The sequence below is a fragment of the Afipia sp. GW821-FHT04G03 genome (assembly GCF_059419985.1).
Genome location: NZ_JBWKSV010000001.1, coordinates 920,161 through 935,549 on the forward strand (window position 1 = coordinate 920,161; position 15,389 = coordinate 935,549).

Sequence of the window (15,389 nt, forward strand, 5' to 3'; positions counted from 1 at the left end):
CGATAGTGACCAAGCGCATCGCAGTGTGCTCCCCCATTGTCCAGACTGAAATGCTGGACGCGCTTCGATTAGTTCCGGGGCTGGAGTGCTTCTCCTGCACACCGCCCGAACTTCAGGATCACGCCAGCCAGGTGGATGCACTCGTGCTCGCGGCCTTCCACTACACCCCCGCGCTCGCGGCTAGCCTTGCGGCACCATCCAGCCGCTGCCGGTGGATCCAGTTACTCACCGCCGGTTATGAAACGATAGAAGAGATCGGGATCGCCGACAGCATTCAGATCAGTAACGCCGGAGATGTCTGGTCGCCATGCGTCGCCGAACACGCCATGGCGCTGCTGCTCGGATTGGCGCGCCGGTTTCGGCCCATTGAAGCCGCACAGCGTGCAGCACAATGGGACAACAGGATCCGCAACGACATGCTCACCCTCTATGGCAGCCGGTTGCTGATTGTGGGTATGGGTCATATCGGACGCGAGGTTGCAAAGCGCGCGCGGGCGTTTGGCATGATCGTAAGCGGAGTATCGAGATCCGGACGCGCGGACGATCAAGCCGATGTCATGTACGCCGTAAACCAGCTCACCGACGCAATACGCGCTGCCGATGCGATCGTGCTCGCTGTCCCCTCCTCTGCGGCGACGCATCATCTCTTGGGCCGCGAAGAACTCGCCGCGTGTAGCCCGCAAACGCTCATCGTCAACGTTGCACGCGGTAATGTCATCGATCCCGACGCCCTTGCCGACGCTTTGGAGCACCGTCGAATCGGCGGCGCAGCGCTCGATGTCACCGATCCTGAACCGCTGCCATCCGACAGCCCGTTGTGGCGGCAACCCAATGTCATCATCTCACCGCATCTCGGCGGCGCAGCGCCCGCCGGTTACTATCGGCGGCTTGTCGATCATGTGGCAAGGAACGCCGCCGCTTTCGCCGTTGGCGTGCCGCTCCAGACCATAGCGGTTACTCGGAAACGATCCGCAGAATGGGCCTGAGCAGGGATATTCGACAAGCTCAAACGGGTCGCGATCCGCTAACTGCGGAAAATCGTCAAAAACAGGGAATTCCTCGGTGCCATCTCAACCGCTCGCAAATTGCATCAATATCGATGACCTGAGGCATCGAGCACGCCGCAAATTGCCTTGGCTGATCTTTGACTATCTCGAAGGCGGCGCCGATGACGAAATTTCCATTCGGCGGAACTGCGAGGTCTTCGCCCGCTACGAGTTTCTTCCTGAGGTGCTAACGGACGTCTCGACGATCCGCACCGCCACACGGCTGTTCGGACGCGACATCGCTTTTCCTCTGATGCTCAGCCCCACAGGATTGTCGCGCCTGTTTCATTTCACCGGAGAAGCAGCCGTCGCATCTGTCGCTGGACGCGCAGGTTTGCCCTACGCGCTATCGACGATGGGGACGACAACGATCGAGACCATCGCGACAGCGACGAGCGCCCCGAAGTTGTTCCAGATCTATATTCTCAAGGATCGCGGCATCACCTCCGACTTCATCCGGCGCGCCCAGGAAGCCGGCTACGACGGCCTGATCCTGACAGTCGACACCATGGTGACGGGAAATCGCGAAAGGGACCGCAGGCACGGATTAAGTCTGCCGCCCAAGATCAACCTGTGCAACTTCGCGAGTTTTGCGTTGCGACCGCGATGGTCGCTGCGAGCACTGGCAAAAAATCCGCTGGATCTGGTCAATCTCAAGGCGAGCATGACCGGCACGCTTCCGACGCGATACTCGCTGTTCGAGTTTGGCGCCGAGCAAGTCGATCGTTCCCTCACGTGGAAGGACGTCGAATGGATGGCTGCCGAGTGGGGAGGCCCGCTCGCGATCAAGGGGCTCATGACCGCAGATGACGCCAGGCGCGCGTCCGATTCTGGTGCCAGTGCCGTCATCATCTCCAATCACGGCGGACGGCAACTCGACGGCACGGTTGCACCCATCGACCAGATCGCGCCGATCGCGGACGCTGTTGGGGGAAAGGTGGAAATCATCCTCGACGGCGGCGTGCGGCGGGGATCAGACATAGTGAAAGCGATCGCACTCGGTGCCAATGCCTGCTCGGTTGGACGCCCTTACCTCTACGGGCTGGCGTCCGCCGGTGAGGCTGGCGTGGCAAAGGCCCTGTCGATCCTCCAAGAGGAATTCATTCGCACGCTCGCCCTGCTCGGCGTCAGCGACGTCGCAAAACTCAGCCACAACCATGTTCGGCGCCTCGCGTGATCGAGAAGGTCCATAAACGACGCTGGACACCGGGCCCGCCGCACTATGGGAACGCCCCTCACACGAAAGGCTCAATTCATGACGAAACCCGAACCCACGATTCCGTCCCTGGCGACACATGATCTTGTGCGCACGACACTCCTTGAGAGGTATGGCCCGCGCGCAACGACCAACCCAACAGTGCGTCGGCAACATGCCAACAGCCTCGCGCTCGGCCGGTGCGAGCCGGCGGATGTCGTTGTATTTCCGACGACTGAAGCCGAGATAGCCGATATCGTCAGGCTGTGCGCGGATCAGCAAGTGCCGATCATTCCATTCGGGGCCGGCACCTCTTTCGAAGGCCAGACCAACGCGCCTTACGGCGGCGTCTGCATCGACACGAGCCAGATGAACACAATCAAATCCATCCATGCCGAAGACCAGGACTGCGTGGTTGAGCCAGGAGTTACCCGGAAGCAACTCAATGCATACCTGCGCGACACAGGTCTTTTCTTTCCGATCGATCCGGGAGCCGATGCCTCGATTGGCGGAATGGTGGCAACGCGCGCCTCGGGCACCAACGCGGTTCGCTACGGCACGATGAAGGACAACGTACTCTCGCTGCGAATCGTTCTGCCCGATGGAAGCGTAATCCGCTCCTCCTCACGCGCGCGCAAGTCCAGCGCAGGATATGATTTAACGCGCCTGTTCGTCGGCTCCGAAGGCACGCTCGGCATCATCTCCGAGGTAACCCTCAAACTTCAGGCCATACCCGTTGCAATCTCCGCCGGCATCTGCTCGTTTCCCACCATCCGCTACGCCTGCGACGCCGCGATCGCCGCATTGCAGTCCGGCCTGACGGTCGGCCGCATAGAACTTCTCGATGAAGCGCTGGTTCTCGCCTGCAATGCCTACTCGAAACTAGACCTCCCGCCGCACCCCCTGCTCCTGTTCGAATTCAGCGGGTCAGAAACAATGGTGACTGAGCAGGCGGCAGCCTTCGGTGCGGTCGCGGCCGAGTTTCAAGGGACGGGTATTAAATGGACGACTCGCAGCGAGGAACGTGCCCGCCTTTGGCAAGCGCGCCACGACGCCTTCCACGCCGCGCAAGCGCTGAGGCCCGGCGCAACGACTATCACGACCGATGTCTGCGTTCCCCTATCCCGACTGGCTGATTGCGTCGAACAGACGATCATGGAGCTTCGCACCGCTGCATTTACGGCGGTGGTCGGCGGCCACGTCGGCGATGGCAACTTCCACGTCACGCTGCTGGTCGATCCCTGCAACGCAGCGGAGATCGACGCGGTTCACGCGTTCTCGGATGCGCTCGTTAAACGTGCCATCGACATGGACGGCACCTGCACCGGAGAGCACGGTGTCGGACAGAATAAGACCCACTACCTCGAAAGTGAATTCGGCAGCTCAGGTCTTTCGGTGATGCAGGCCATCAAATCTGCCATCGACCCTTTCGCAATTATGAATCCAGGAAAAATATTTCCAGACTGACGCTCTATGTGTACTGAAACCTTATCCCGCGTCCTGGAGCCAGCGTGTCTGATGAGACTAGGCTCAAGACCCATCAAATATGTTGCGCGGAGATATGCGGATTGTTTCAATGGCGATGTCGGGAGGCGCGTTCGCACATGATCGGCAGGCTCAAGGACCGGCGACGCATCCACACCCGCTACGACCGATGCGCCCACACCTTCATGTCAGCCATCTGCATCGCAACAGTCGTCATCTTCTGGATGTAATCGATGAGTTCTGAGCCTAGGCTATTCTTCGATCCGACGCGCGTGGGCTCCAATCGCTATCGCTGCGATCAGCAAGGTCCTGGTGGCGCCCTCGCATCGATCATCTCCACAAGCTACATCGGCTTTGCCTCGTTAGAGGATCGCGGCACACAATACGCATTCTTCGTTTGCGAACTGGTGCAGCGCGTTCAACTGGCGCGCCCTCTGTGACAATCTCCACCGGCCTCTCATAGCCCTCCTATATTTTCCAACATGGGCTTGTTCTGCTCGCACTCATTGCGCTCGTGACCGTGTTGGGCATCACAGGCGTCCCTGCTTTCGGCTCTGTCTTCGTCAAGTTGGCGATCATCGCGCTGTATTGCGCCGTGTTATGGCAATACGCGCGACTCAATCTGCCGCGCGACCTGACACTGCCGCCATTGGACTGAATCGATGACGACTCCCCGTGTGATCTTCGGCAGCAAACGCATCTTCACACCAGCCGCTACGATCCTGATTGGAGCGACCATCATGGCCTTCATCACCACGATCGTCCGCTCATCGACGATAGCGCGCGGCGTGCCGCCGCAATTGGGAATTCTTAGGCGATTACAGCGATTTACCGCCCTTAGACAAGGCTCATAAAAGGCTCGGCATATCGCTATGCCGGGCCAAGTGACGACCAACAAGTGGTCGTATCCATCGGGAGGAACCGCCGGAAACTACAGCGATCGCTTGAAGAAATGAGCGATTTCGCCGATGACGCCGCGTCGGAAGGTCAGCACGCAGATCACGAAGATCGCGCCCTGGATCACGGTGACCCACTGCCCGAAGCCCGCCAGATACTGCTGCATGGCGATGATCACAAAGGCCCCGACCACGGGACCGAAGACGGTGCCGAGCCCGCCGACCAGCGTCATCAGCACGACTTCGCCGGACATGGTCCAATGCACGTCGGTCAGCGAGGCGTTCTGCGCCACGAACACCTTCACCGCACCGGCAAGACCCGCCAGGCTGCCCGACAGAACGTAGGCCAGGAACTTGTACTGGTCGGTCTTGTAGCCGAGCGAGATGGCGCGCTGCTCGTTCTCGCGGATCGATTTGAGGACTTCGCCGAACGGCGAGTTGATGGCCCGGTAGATCAGCAGGAAGCCGAGCAGGAAGATCGTCAGGACCACGTAATAGAGCGTCGTCGCCTTCGACAGGTCGAAGATGCCGAACATCATGCCCTGCGGAATGCCCTGGATGCCGTCTTCACCGTGGGTGAAGGGCGTCTGAAGGTAGATGAAGAACAGCAACTGCGACAACGCCAGCGTGATCATCGCAAAATAGATGCCCTGCCGGCGGATGGCGATCAGTCCGGTGATGACGCTCAGCGCGCATGAAGCAACGACACCCAGAATGATACCGATCTCGGGCGACACGCCCCAGACCTTCAGCGCATGCGCGGTCACATAGCCCGCCGTGCCGAGGAACATGGCGTGACCGAACGACAGCAGACCGCTGTAACCGATCAGAAGATTGAAAGCGCAGGCGAACAGCGCAAAGCACAATGCCTGCATCACGAAGTAAGGATAGATGCCCGTCAGCGGCACAATGGCCAGCAACCCCGCCATGATGACGAAGGCGATCATCTCGTCGGCGGTGCGGCCCTTCACGGGAACGGCGTTGTCGGTGATTGTTGCCATGTTAGTTTGCCCGTCCCGTCAGTCCCGTTGGCTTCACAAGCAGCACCAGCACCATCAGCACGAAGACCACGGTGTTGGATGCCTCGGGATAGAAATACTTGGTCAGACCCTCGATCACCCCGAGCGTGAAGCCGGTGATGATCGAGCCCATGATCGATCCCATGCCGCCGATCACGACGACCGCGAACACGACGATGATGAGATCCGCGCCCATCAGCGGGCGCACCTGGTTGATCGGCGCGGACAGCACACCAGCCAGCGCCGCAAGGCCGACGCCGAGGCCGTAGGTCAGCGTGATCATGCGCGGCACGTTGATGCCGAAGGCGCGCACCAGCGTCGGATTTTCCGTCGCGGCGCGCAGATATGCGCCAAGCCGCGTCCGCTCGATCATGTACCAGGTCGCGATGCAGACGATCAGCGAGAAGATCACGACCCAGCCGCGATAGATCGGCAGGTACATGAAGCCGAGATTGACGCCGCCCTTAAGAAGATCGGGAATGGCATAGGGCAACCCGGACGATCCGAAATAGTTCTGGAACACGCCCTGAATGATCAGCGCCATGCCGAACGTCAGCAGCAAACCGTACAGATGATCGAGGCCTGTCAGCCATTGCAGCATCGTGCGCTCGAGAATGATGCCGAAGCCGCCGACAATGATCGGCGCCAGGATCAGCGCCCACCAGTAGTTGATGCCCGCAAGGTTCAACAGGAAGTACGCAACGAACGCGCCCATCATGTAGAGCGCGCCGTGCGCGAAGTTGATGATGTTGAGCATGCCGAAGATCACGGCCAACCCAAGGCTGAGCAGCGCGTAGAACGAGCCGTTGATCAATCCGACCAGAAGCTGGGCAAAGAGAGCTTGATACACTTGAATTTATCCGATCAGTGGCTTGGGCCGGACGGGCTTTTCACAAATGACAAGGCCATCTCTCACACACCGAGATAGGTGTGCAACTTCTCCATGTTGGCCTGGAGTTCCGAGTTTGCGAACGTGTCGATGATCTTGCCGTGCTCGACGATGTAGAAGCGATCGGCAACGGTCGCGGCGAAACGGAAGTTCTGCTCGACCAGCAGAATCGTGAAGCCTTCCGCTTTCAGCCGCGCGATCATCTTGCCGATCTGCTGAATGATGACCGGGGCAAGACCTTCGGTCGGCTCGTCCAGCATCAGGAACCGCGCGCCGGTGCGCAGGATGCGTGCGATGGCCAGCATCTGCTGTTCGCCGCCGGACAATTTCGTGCCCTGGCTGCCGAGGCGTTCCTTGAGATTCGGGAACAAATCGAAGATCTGGTCGAGCGACATGCCGCCGCCGCGAATGATCGGCGGCAGCAACAGGTTTTCCTTGACGTCGAGGCTGGCGAAAATGCCCCGCTCTTCCGGACAAAACGCCACGCCGAGGCGCGCGATCCTGTCCGACGACATGCGGATGATTTCCTGGCCCTCGAACGACACCGAGCCGGTGCGCTTGCCGATAATTCCCATCACCGACTTGAGCGTCGAGGTCTTGCCGGCGCCGTTGCGGCCGAGCAACGTGACGACCTCACCCGGGCGCACGTCGAAATCGATGCCGTGAAGGATGTGGGATTCGCCGTACCACGCTTCCAGATTCTTGACAGCGAGAACCGGAGAGCCTGCGACGCTGTTCATGGCGGGATTATTCATGGTCATGGCGGGATTATTCATGGCCCGCTCCCAGATAGGCTTCCTTGACCTGCGGATGCTTCGAGAGCGTGGCGTAGTCACCTTCCGCGAGGACCTTGCCGCGCGTCAGGACAGTAATGGTATCGGACAAGTTGGCGACGACGTTCAGGTTATGCTCGACCATCAGGATCGTATACTTCTGCGAAATCCGCTTGATCAGCGCCGCGACCTTGTCGATGTCCTCATGGCCCATGCCCGCCATCGGCTCATCCAGCAGCATCATTTCGGGATCGAGCGCCAGCGTGGTCGCGATTTCCAGCGCGCGCTTGCGCCCGTAGGGCATTTCCACCGCAGGCGTATTGGCAAATTCGCTTAGCCCGACATCGTCGAGCAGATCCCGCGCGCGGTCGTTGAAACGATCCAGCACGGACTTCGAGCGCCAGAAGTCAAACGAGTTGCCGTGCTGACGCTGCAAGGCGACGCGCACGTTCTCCAGCGCCGTGAGGTGCGGAAACACCGCTGAAATCTGGAACGACCGGACCAGGCCAAGCCGGGCCACATCGGCCGGCGCCATTGCCGTAATATCCTGCCCCTTATAGAGAATCTGGCCGCGCGTCGGCTTCAGGAACTTGGTCAACAGGTTGAAGCACGTGGTCTTTCCGGCGCCGTTCGGGCCGATCAGAGCGTGAATACTCCCCCGCCGCACCCGCAGATTGACGTCACTCACGGCCACAAAACCCGCGAATTCTTTCGTCAATCCGTGGGTTTCAAGGATGAATTCGCTGGCGGTCGTCACGAACAACCCCCTCGATATCGAGAGATCCGATTAGGTGCGAACTCGGCAGCGAGCTTCTTTGAGCGAGCCATGTATTCTCCCGATGAGGTCGCTCTCTCATGCAATTCGAGCCCGCCTTGAACTTCAACGTTGTCTCTCAAAATCAATTTCTCTTTCGGATCATCGGGCAGTCACTGTCAGCAAGCGAACGAAAGGCGTCATTGGGCGTAATCGTCGCAGTGATGTCGTAGAGGTCCCACGGTTCGCGTTGATCAGCAGGCCTCTTGATTCGAGCGATATAAGCCGGTCGCATCAAGCGATTGTCTTCGCGGATCGTGAGATTGTTGCTGTAGAAATCATTGACAGGCATCTCATGCATTTTCGCCAGGACAGCTTTTGTTTCCAGCGTACCGGCCGCTTGCGCCGACTTCAGGTAATGCAGAACGGCACTATAGGCGCCCGCATGAGCTTCGGTCGGCATCGATTTATTGCGTTCAAAGAATCGGCGCGACCATGCAGCGGCTTCGGGATTCATGTTCCAGTAAAATACAGTTGAAAATTCGATTCCCTGCGCGACCTGCGTGCCGAGCGCGAAGGCGTCCGACACCAGCAGCATTCCGACGACGAGCCGCTTGCCGCCTTCGGTGATGGCGAATTCACGCGACTGCTTGATAGCATTGACCGTGTCATTGCCTGCGTTGAGTATCGCAATTGCCTTGGCGCCGGAAGCTTGTGCGCTAAGAAGGAAAGAAGAGAAATCAGCTGTGCCTTGGGGGTGATATGAGGCCCCCACCACCTTCCCCCCTCGCGCTTCGATAACCTTCCGCATTTCGTCCGCCAGCGAACGACCAAAAGCGTAGTCGGCCGCGAGCAGATACCAAGTATCGACGCCGGTGTTCAGAAGCCCCTTTGGAACGGCGTTGCCGAACATGAAGGTATCATGGCTCCAGTGAATTCCGTTGGGAGCGCACTCCTTCCCCGTCAGCAAGGTAGTCGCAGCGGATACATAGAGGCCGACGCGATTCCGCTCCCGCACGAGTGCATGGACCGCGAGCGCCACCGCAGAGTTTCCCATTCCGGCGAGCACCTGCACATTGTCCTGATCGATCCAGCGCCGGGCAATCGCTGCACCGATGTCAGGCTTGTTCTGATGGTCGGCGGAAACAATTTCGATCGGCCTGCCGAGAAGCTTTCCGCCAAAATCCTCGGCTGCCATCCGTGCCGCATCGACGGTGCCCGGTCCGAGAGCTGAGGCTAGGTATCCGGACAGGTCCGTCAGAATGCCCACGCGCACCGGACCCTCATCCGCGGCGCTGACTTTCACCGGGCCAAAGGACAACGCGGTGGCGATCGCAATCCCAAGGAATAATTTCCGACCCATTTCCCCTCCAAATATTATTGATTGTTCATTTAATTTTTGATAGCGTTTAGGGTGACTGATTGTCAAGCACGTTGCACTACGGAGATTTCGCAGTGTCACGAGGGCGCATCAAGCTGCCTGAAATCGATTGATATTGGCCACTAACACCCAAAATCATCCAACGATCAGGCGCGACCAGACCCAACCCGACCGGAATGTCCAGAAACGAAGCCATTGAATGGTGAGTTAAAACTAGGAAAATTCATGCAGAACACCGCATTTGTCATTGGAGCGACGGGCGTCACGGGCAGTTATCTCGCACAGCGTCTTGCCCGCTCAAATCGCTGGACAGTCTACGGTGCCTCGCGGCGACCACCCTCCTACGCTCAGGGCCTCGCGAACTTCCAGCACGTGCCTGTCGATCTCCTTGATCCGGACGACACGGCAAGAGCCGTCAGCAGACTTACCGGGATCACCCATATTTTTTCCTGCGGTTATGTCGATCGCAAGAATATCCGCGAGTTAAGCGAGGCCAACGTCGCGCTGGTCCGCAATCCCCTCGATGTCATCCAACGGGTGGCTTCAGGATTGAAGCGGATTGTTCTGGTTCAAGGCACAAAGTACTACGGCTGCCATCTCGGCCCGTTCAAAACGCCGGCGAGGGAAACCGACCCGCGCGTGCCAAATCTCGATTTCTTTTACTACGACCAAGAAGACAGCGTAGTCGCTGCACAGCGTGGCCGGACCTGGACGTGGAGCGCCGTGAGACCTCACTCCATTTGCGGCTTCGCGGTCGGCAACGCGATGAATCTCATCACGGTCATTGGTGTCTATGCGACAGTCTGCAAGGAGCTTGGCTTACCGCTTGGATTTCCCGGAAGTCAAAAAGCCTACGACAAACTCTTCCAGTTGTCGGACGCGCGCCTCCTGGCTGAAGCTTCTGAATGGGCGGCGCTGGAACCAGGTGCTGCAAGCGAAGCCTTCAACATCACCAATGGCGACCTCTTTCGTTGGTCCAACATATGGCCGTGTATCGCCGCACTATTCGGCATGGAGGCCGGATCACCGAATGCGCCCAGCTTAAGCGAGTTCATGGCGGACAAAGAGCCGGCGTGGAACGCCATCGTCGCACGGGAGAAGCTCGCGCCTCATACCTTTGCCGAGATAGCGTCTTGGCCTTATGGAGATTATGTTTTCGGCATAGACTACGACGTCATCTCGGATACGCGCAAAGCGCGCAGCCATGGCTTGCGACTTGAGGTCGACAGCGAGGGCATGTTGCTGGAGATGCTTGCGGATCTCCAGCGTCGCCGAATTCTGCCTTAATCGACCACTGCGGAGCAACAGGTAGACGTGATCGTTTCATCCTTCCACACGCGCGTGCAAGGACCTCAAGATTTTCCAAATCTCGAACGCAACTGATACTTCTGTATCTTTCCACTGGGCGTACGCGGCATCTCGGTGATGATCTCAAGTCGTTCGGGAAAGTAAGTCTTTGTCAGGCCGGCTTCGCCGAGGAAAGTCACCATTTCCTCGAAGCCGAGGGTGAATCCTTCGTTCAATGTGACGCAGGCACAAGCCCTTTCACCAAGCCTCAGGTCGGGAACGGCAATAACAGCTACTTCCGAAATTGCGGGATGCCGATACAGAGCGTTCTCGACCTCAACAACGGGAATATTCTCTCCTCCACGAATGACAATGTCTTTCGTACGACCAGTGATACGAACATAACCATCGGCATCAATGAATGCGAGATCGCCGGTATCGAACCAGCCGTCGGAATCCGTCGCATACAGTTCGGGCCGCTTTAAGTACCCAACGAAGTTGAAGGCTCCCCGCGCCTCAAGGCGCCCCTCCTGTCCCGTTGCCTGTATTTCTCCGTTCAAACCGACAACACGAATCTCCGTTCCATCAAGGGGCGCTCCATCGCTGCCGGCGACTTTATCGACGCTATCTGTTGGACGCGTGATCGTCGGAAGTGCGACCTCGGTCATGCCCCATGCCGAAGCTATGCGCACTCCAAGCTTTTCCGCAGCAAGTTCGACAAGCACCCGTGGCACAGGCGCCCCGGCGAGCAAAAAAGTCCGCAAAGACCTGATCTGCACGTTCCCCTTCTCATGAACTGCGAGAATGTCGGTCAGAAATGTCGGCGCAGCGACGCTGAACGTCGCGTTCTCTTGCGTGATGAGCGCAACAGCCCGTTCAGGATTCCAGACATCGAGCAGGACAACCGTGGCGCCCAGAAACACCGGAAGCACCGCTCCCCACAGAAAGCCAGTTTGGTGCGCCAGCGGTGAGCCCATGAAAATGATATCCCTAGGACTCAATTCGAGGCGCTCGGCAAAGCCGCGGGTAGACGCGATAAGCGTGTTCCATGTGTGCATCACGCCCTTGGGCTCACCCGTCGTACCGGATGTGAACATCACCTCCGCAATGTTATTCGAGTCGTGCGCTGCGGAATGCGCTACTTTAGACCGCGTTGCTCTTGGCTGAGGCAAGCCGTGAAATGAGTTCAATCCGATGCCATCCACCACGACAACGTGCTGAAGCTCCGGAACGTCGCTTCTGATCCCTTCGATCAATTCCTGATAGCCAATATTCCGAAAAGCCCTCGGGACGAACAGCAACCGCGAGCCTGTCAATCTTAAGGCATGACGCAAATCTTGCTGACGCGCCGTTGGCATGATCGGGTTGACCGCAATTCCCAGCCGCGCGCACGCTAGCATCACCGCGATGAACTGCCACCAACTCGGCAATTGAACGGAGACCACGCTGCCAGCAGGAATATCCCAATCCTCAATGGCCAGAACCAGTCGCTCGACGGCCGCGTTCAAGTCCGCATAGGTCAGGCGCTCCGTCCGGAGCTGAGCCGAATTGAATGAGACAATTGCTGTTTTGTCCGGATGACGGCGAACAGCCTCGTCGAAAAAAACGAACCACTTTTCATTACGCCAGTGTCCGGCTGACACCATCGCTGCAATACGTGTCGCAGGCAAAATCTCACCCAGCGCTTGTTGCTTCATGTTTGCCTCATAAAGAGAAACGATATTGTCGTCGCGCCCGAAGTGCCGCGCCTGACGCGCGAACTAAAATATTCCGGTTGCTGTTGCGAGCGAAATGGAGCATAAATTAACTGAACATTCAATTATATTATGGCCCCGGCGCGGCGGGCCTTACACGGGAGTAGCGCCATGACCAAAACCCTTCACATTACAATCGATAATGGAGTCGCGACTGTCAGACTTGATCGACCCGACGTACTGAACGCGGTCAATATCGCGATGCTGAAGGAATTCCGCGAAGCCCTTTATGAATTTCGCCGCCGCTCGGATGTTGGGGCGCTCTTGATAACCGGTAGCGGTCGCGCCTTCTGTTCAGGCATTGATCTCGGTGATCCGCTGATGAACTTGGATGTGTCGCTCGAAGAGCGAGGCCGTAAATTCTCAATCATGATGGACGAGTCGGTCAATCCCTTGATGCGCGACCTCTATGCCTTCAACAAGCCAAAGGTTGCCGCCGTCAATGGACTGGCTGTCGGCGGCGGCTGCGGCCTCGCCTTTGTCGCAGACATCGTCTTGGCTGCAAGGTCCGCCTACTTTCTTCAGCCGTTCACGCCTAAACTTGGCATCGTGCCGGATATGGGTGTCACGTGGTTCCTCCCCAATCTCATCGGCCGCGCCAGGGCCTTGGGGCTAACCATGCTTGGCGACAAGCTCACAGCTGAACAAGCCGCCGAATGGGGTGTCATATGGCGGTGCGTCGATGACAATGCCCTGATCCATGAGGCCACCACCATCGCGGAACGGCTGTGTGAAGGCCCAGCAGATGCTTACGCCCTGTTACCCGGCATCATGGACAAAGCCTTCCAGAACAATTTCTCGGCGCAGCTCGACCTTGAACGCGATGTGCAAGCACGCCTCGTCCAGACACGTGACGCAGTAGAAGCCGTCACTGCATTTCGCGAAAAGCGACCCGCTAAATTCGGTGGCCGAAGCTAGGCTATGGTTTTACAGCGCCTGATGTTCGATCAGGTGTCGAATACCAATACCTGATCAACAGCTCGATAAACTCCACTGACGAGTGCGCCGGGCTCGTAGGCGTCGTCGATCAGGAGAGTGCCGGCTGCGCCATATGGCAACGCCCAGTTCTCTGCACGATCGCCGGCAATATCAGGGGTACGGCCATATACGACGGCATCGAAGGCGCCTGCGGATTCCAGTTGATCAAGCGGCACATTCACTTCGATCGTCGCACCATACTCTGAAAGCAACTTGCGATTTAGGCTGCGGAACCCTGGATGCGCATCGAACCCGATATCCTTGGCAGGTGAACGCAACGTTACAGTGCGGCCACCCGCTGCCAGCAAGAGCGCCGCATCCGCCGCGCTCAGATCGTCGCCAACGACAAGTACACGATCCGGCAGAACGATGTCCGCATCCCTGAGGGCATCAAAACTCGACTTTGACGTTATTCCGTTCAAGCCCGAGCGCCGAGTCGGCTCATATCGCCGGACAGTCCATAGGACGGCTGCCTCGCCACTATCTCGCGATACCTTACTCAGCATTACGCCCGCAGCCATCGCACGGTCGGTGACTGCCTGCACGGCATCCGCATATTCGGCCTGTCCCGGTACACGGCTCCGCCACCCTTGCATTCCAGCAAAATCACTCGCTTCCTCGACAAGCTCAACATGATGGCCACGCAAAGCTGCAAGCCAGGCGGCCGTCAGAGCTGCTATCCCGCCGCCATGGATCACTATTCTTTTGGGAGACACCGACGCTGTGTTCGGCAGAAGGGCTTCCCGGCCGACGAATGGGTTGACCGGACAAACCATCTGCGGCTTCGCGCTCCGTCCGAGGCACAAGTTGCAGGACGTACAGCCGCTGATTGTCCGTGCCCTTGGCGATCTGATGCGCTTCGGAAAATCGGGATCAGTGATCGATGCGCGGCCAAACGCGACAAGATCGACATCCGCGCTAGCGACGGCGTCCTCAGCCATTTGCGCTCGCTTGATTCGACCCACGCCAACCACCGGGATCGAAATCGCCTGCTTCACCCGCTTCGCAAGCGGCAACCACGGCCCTTCCGGTTCACCCGACAGCATGGTGAGCCGATTATAGGATTCATAGACGCCAACCGACAATGACAGCGCATCAATGCCCTGCGCTGCGAGCCGTTGCCCTATCAAGATCGACTCATTCGTATCGAGGCCGTTCGGAACGAATTCTTCGACACTGATACGGACGAATACGAGAAATTTTGGATTTGTCGCGGCGCGGACACGCTCAATGATTCCGCTGAGAAAGCGGAGACGGTTAGTCAGATCGCCGCCAAACTCATCCGTGCGATGGTTGGAGTAGCGCGACAGGAATTCTGCTGCGAGATAGCCGTGAGCTGCATGGATTTCAATGCCATCGAAACCTGCTCGCTCCAATCGCAGCGCTGCTGAAGCATAAGCGTCCTGCAGGTCGTGAATTTCGCCGACGTCGAGTTCCCGCGGCATCTCGCGCATCAAGGGACAGGGAATAGGAGACGGCGCAACGGGCTGCCGGCCAGTGATCTTGCTGATTGTTTGGCGGCCACCGTGATTGATTTGGCCGATGGCAGCGGCTCCGTGTCGCTTGACCCGCTCCGCAAGCCGCGACAATCCGGGCACAAACCGATCATCATCGGCCATAAGCATTCGCGCCATCACGCGCCCACCCGCGTCAACTCCGATATTCTCAGTTATGATCGCACCAAATCCGCCGGCGGCGCGGGCTTCAAGATAATCGGTGACCGACTGCCCGGCCGACCCATCCGGCTCTGCGAAATGAGTGGCCATCGCCGGAACGATCATGCGGTTGCGGAAGACGGTCTGACGTATCTTCAGCGAACTGAAAAGATGCGGAAATATCGCTGTCATGCCTGATACAGTTCATTAAACTGCGGGGCTGCTTCGCTCAACAGCAACCCCGCAACGCATTTAAAACCCGGGTGGAGATTTACGC

Annotated in this window: 14 protein-coding genes and 1 pseudogene; 8 read left to right on the top strand and 7 right to left on the bottom strand. The window is 58.4% G+C overall.

Annotated features, from left to right (window positions below; translation table 11 throughout):
* Positions 1-5 precede the first annotated feature (5 nt).
* The 6 genes and pseudogenes from AC07UB_RS04500 to AC07UB_RS04525 all read left to right on the top strand — a co-directional run bounded on the left by AC07UB_RS04500 (position 6) and on the right by AC07UB_RS04525 (position 4,580).
* The gene (locus AC07UB_RS04500) at positions 6-986 is read left to right on the top strand and encodes a D-2-hydroxyacid dehydrogenase (RefSeq protein WP_494652033.1); all 981 of its coding nucleotides are present in this window, start codon (positions 6-8) and stop codon (positions 984-986) included.
* Between the two features lie 142 nt (positions 987-1,128).
* Complete coding sequence (locus AC07UB_RS04505) at positions 1,129-2,223, top strand: alpha-hydroxy acid oxidase (RefSeq protein WP_494652031.1); 1,095 nt, start codon at positions 1,129-1,131, stop codon at positions 2,221-2,223.
* A 78-nt stretch (positions 2,224-2,301) separates the two neighbouring features.
* On the top strand, positions 2,302-3,708 hold the full coding sequence (locus AC07UB_RS04510; RefSeq protein ID WP_494652030.1) for an FAD-binding oxidoreductase: 1,407 nt from the start codon (positions 2,302-2,304) through the stop codon (positions 3,706-3,708).
* Positions 3,709-3,851: 143 nt separating this feature from the next.
* A pseudogene (locus tag AC07UB_RS04515) lies at positions 3,852-3,956 on the top strand (IS5/IS1182 family transposase); the annotation flags it as partial.
* Between the two features lie 3 nt (positions 3,957-3,959).
* On the top strand, positions 3,960-4,166 hold the full coding sequence (locus AC07UB_RS04520; protein WP_494652028.1) for a hypothetical protein: 207 nt from the start codon (positions 3,960-3,962) through the stop codon (positions 4,164-4,166).
* A gap of 222 nt (positions 4,167-4,388) precedes the next feature.
* Positions 4,389-4,580, top strand: a complete 192-nt coding sequence (locus AC07UB_RS04525) for a hypothetical protein (RefSeq protein WP_494652027.1) — start codon at positions 4,389-4,391, stop codon at positions 4,578-4,580.
* Between the two features lie 77 nt (positions 4,581-4,657).
* Here AC07UB_RS04525 and AC07UB_RS04530 read toward each other — a convergent pair whose 3' ends face one another.
* From AC07UB_RS04530 to AC07UB_RS04550, 5 genes are all read right to left on the bottom strand, one after another.
* Positions 4,658-5,623 carry a branched-chain amino acid ABC transporter permease gene (locus AC07UB_RS04530; protein ID WP_494652026.1) on the bottom strand — a complete coding sequence of 322 codons (966 nt, stop codon included), beginning with the start codon at positions 5,621-5,623 and terminating at the stop codon, positions 4,658-4,660.
* A gap of 1 nt (position 5,624) precedes the next feature.
* Positions 5,625-6,491, bottom strand: coding sequence for a branched-chain amino acid ABC transporter permease (locus tag AC07UB_RS04535; RefSeq protein ID WP_494652024.1), 867 nt, complete (start codon positions 6,489-6,491; stop codon positions 5,625-5,627).
* Between the two features lie 62 nt (positions 6,492-6,553).
* Positions 6,554-7,270 carry an ABC transporter ATP-binding protein gene (locus tag AC07UB_RS04540; RefSeq protein ID WP_494652686.1) on the bottom strand — a complete coding sequence of 239 codons (717 nt, stop codon included), beginning with the start codon at positions 7,268-7,270 and terminating at the stop codon, positions 6,554-6,556.
* A gap of 28 nt (positions 7,271-7,298) precedes the next feature.
* Positions 7,299-8,021 carry an ABC transporter ATP-binding protein gene (locus AC07UB_RS04545; RefSeq protein WP_494652685.1) on the bottom strand — a complete coding sequence of 241 codons (723 nt, stop codon included), beginning with the start codon at positions 8,019-8,021 and terminating at the stop codon, positions 7,299-7,301.
* 181 nt (positions 8,022-8,202) lie between these two features.
* On the bottom strand, positions 8,203-9,420 hold the full coding sequence (locus tag AC07UB_RS04550; RefSeq protein ID WP_494652022.1) for an ABC transporter substrate-binding protein: 1,218 nt from the start codon (positions 9,418-9,420) through the stop codon (positions 8,203-8,205).
* 243 nt (positions 9,421-9,663) lie between these two features.
* On the opposite strand from AC07UB_RS04550, the gene AC07UB_RS04555 reads away from it, so the two are divergent.
* Positions 9,664-10,725: an SDR family oxidoreductase gene (locus AC07UB_RS04555; protein WP_494652020.1), complete on the top strand. Its 1,062-nt coding sequence runs from the start codon at positions 9,664-9,666 to the stop codon at positions 10,723-10,725.
* 65 nt (positions 10,726-10,790) lie between these two features.
* On the opposite strand, the gene AC07UB_RS04560 is transcribed toward AC07UB_RS04555, so the two are convergent.
* Positions 10,791-12,422 (bottom strand): AMP-binding protein, encoded by a 1,632-nt coding sequence (locus AC07UB_RS04560; protein ID WP_494652019.1) that lies wholly within the window; start codon positions 12,420-12,422, stop codon positions 10,791-10,793.
* 168 nt (positions 12,423-12,590) lie between these two features.
* Between AC07UB_RS04560 and AC07UB_RS04565 the strand changes: the two genes are divergently transcribed.
* Positions 12,591-13,397: an enoyl-CoA hydratase-related protein gene (locus AC07UB_RS04565; RefSeq protein ID WP_494652018.1), complete on the top strand. Its 807-nt coding sequence runs from the start codon at positions 12,591-12,593 to the stop codon at positions 13,395-13,397.
* 29 nt (positions 13,398-13,426) lie between these two features.
* On the opposite strand, the gene AC07UB_RS04570 is transcribed toward AC07UB_RS04565, so the two are convergent.
* Positions 13,427-15,304 carry an oxidoreductase gene (locus tag AC07UB_RS04570; RefSeq protein ID WP_494652017.1) on the bottom strand — a complete coding sequence of 626 codons (1,878 nt, stop codon included), beginning with the start codon at positions 15,302-15,304 and terminating at the stop codon, positions 13,427-13,429.
* Positions 15,305-15,389 lie beyond the last annotated feature (85 nt).

Bases quoted from the DNA above. Each gene is read 5' to 3' on its own strand.
- AC07UB_RS04550 (WP_494652022.1), bottom strand. From the start codon at position 9,420: ATGGGTCGGAAATTATTCCTTGGGATTGCGATCGCCACCGCGTTGTCC.
- AC07UB_RS04565 (WP_494652018.1), top strand. From the start codon at position 12,591: ATGACCAAAACCCTTCACATTACAATCGATAATGGAGTCGCGACTGTC.
- AC07UB_RS04555 (WP_494652020.1), top strand. From the start codon at position 9,664: ATGCAGAACACCGCATTTGTCATTGGAGCGACGGGCGTCACGGGCAGT.
- AC07UB_RS04540 (WP_494652686.1), bottom strand. From the start codon at position 7,270: ATGAACAGCGTCGCAGGCTCTCCGGTTCTCGCTGTCAAGAATCTGGAA.
- AC07UB_RS04530 (WP_494652026.1), bottom strand. From the start codon at position 5,623: ATGGCAACAATCACCGACAACGCCGTTCCCGTGAAGGGCCGCACCGCC.
- AC07UB_RS04510 (WP_494652030.1), top strand. From the start codon at position 2,302: ATGACGAAACCCGAACCCACGATTCCGTCCCTGGCGACACATGATCTT.
- AC07UB_RS04520 (WP_494652028.1), top strand. From the start codon at position 3,960: ATGAGTTCTGAGCCTAGGCTATTCTTCGATCCGACGCGCGTGGGCTCC.
- AC07UB_RS04525 (WP_494652027.1), top strand. From the start codon at position 4,389: ATGACGACTCCCCGTGTGATCTTCGGCAGCAAACGCATCTTCACACCA.
- AC07UB_RS04560 (WP_494652019.1), bottom strand. From the start codon at position 12,422: ATGAAGCAACAAGCGCTGGGTGAGATTTTGCCTGCGACACGTATTGCA.
- AC07UB_RS04570 (WP_494652017.1), bottom strand. From the start codon at position 15,304: ATGACAGCGATATTTCCGCATCTTTTCAGTTCGCTGAAGATACGTCAG.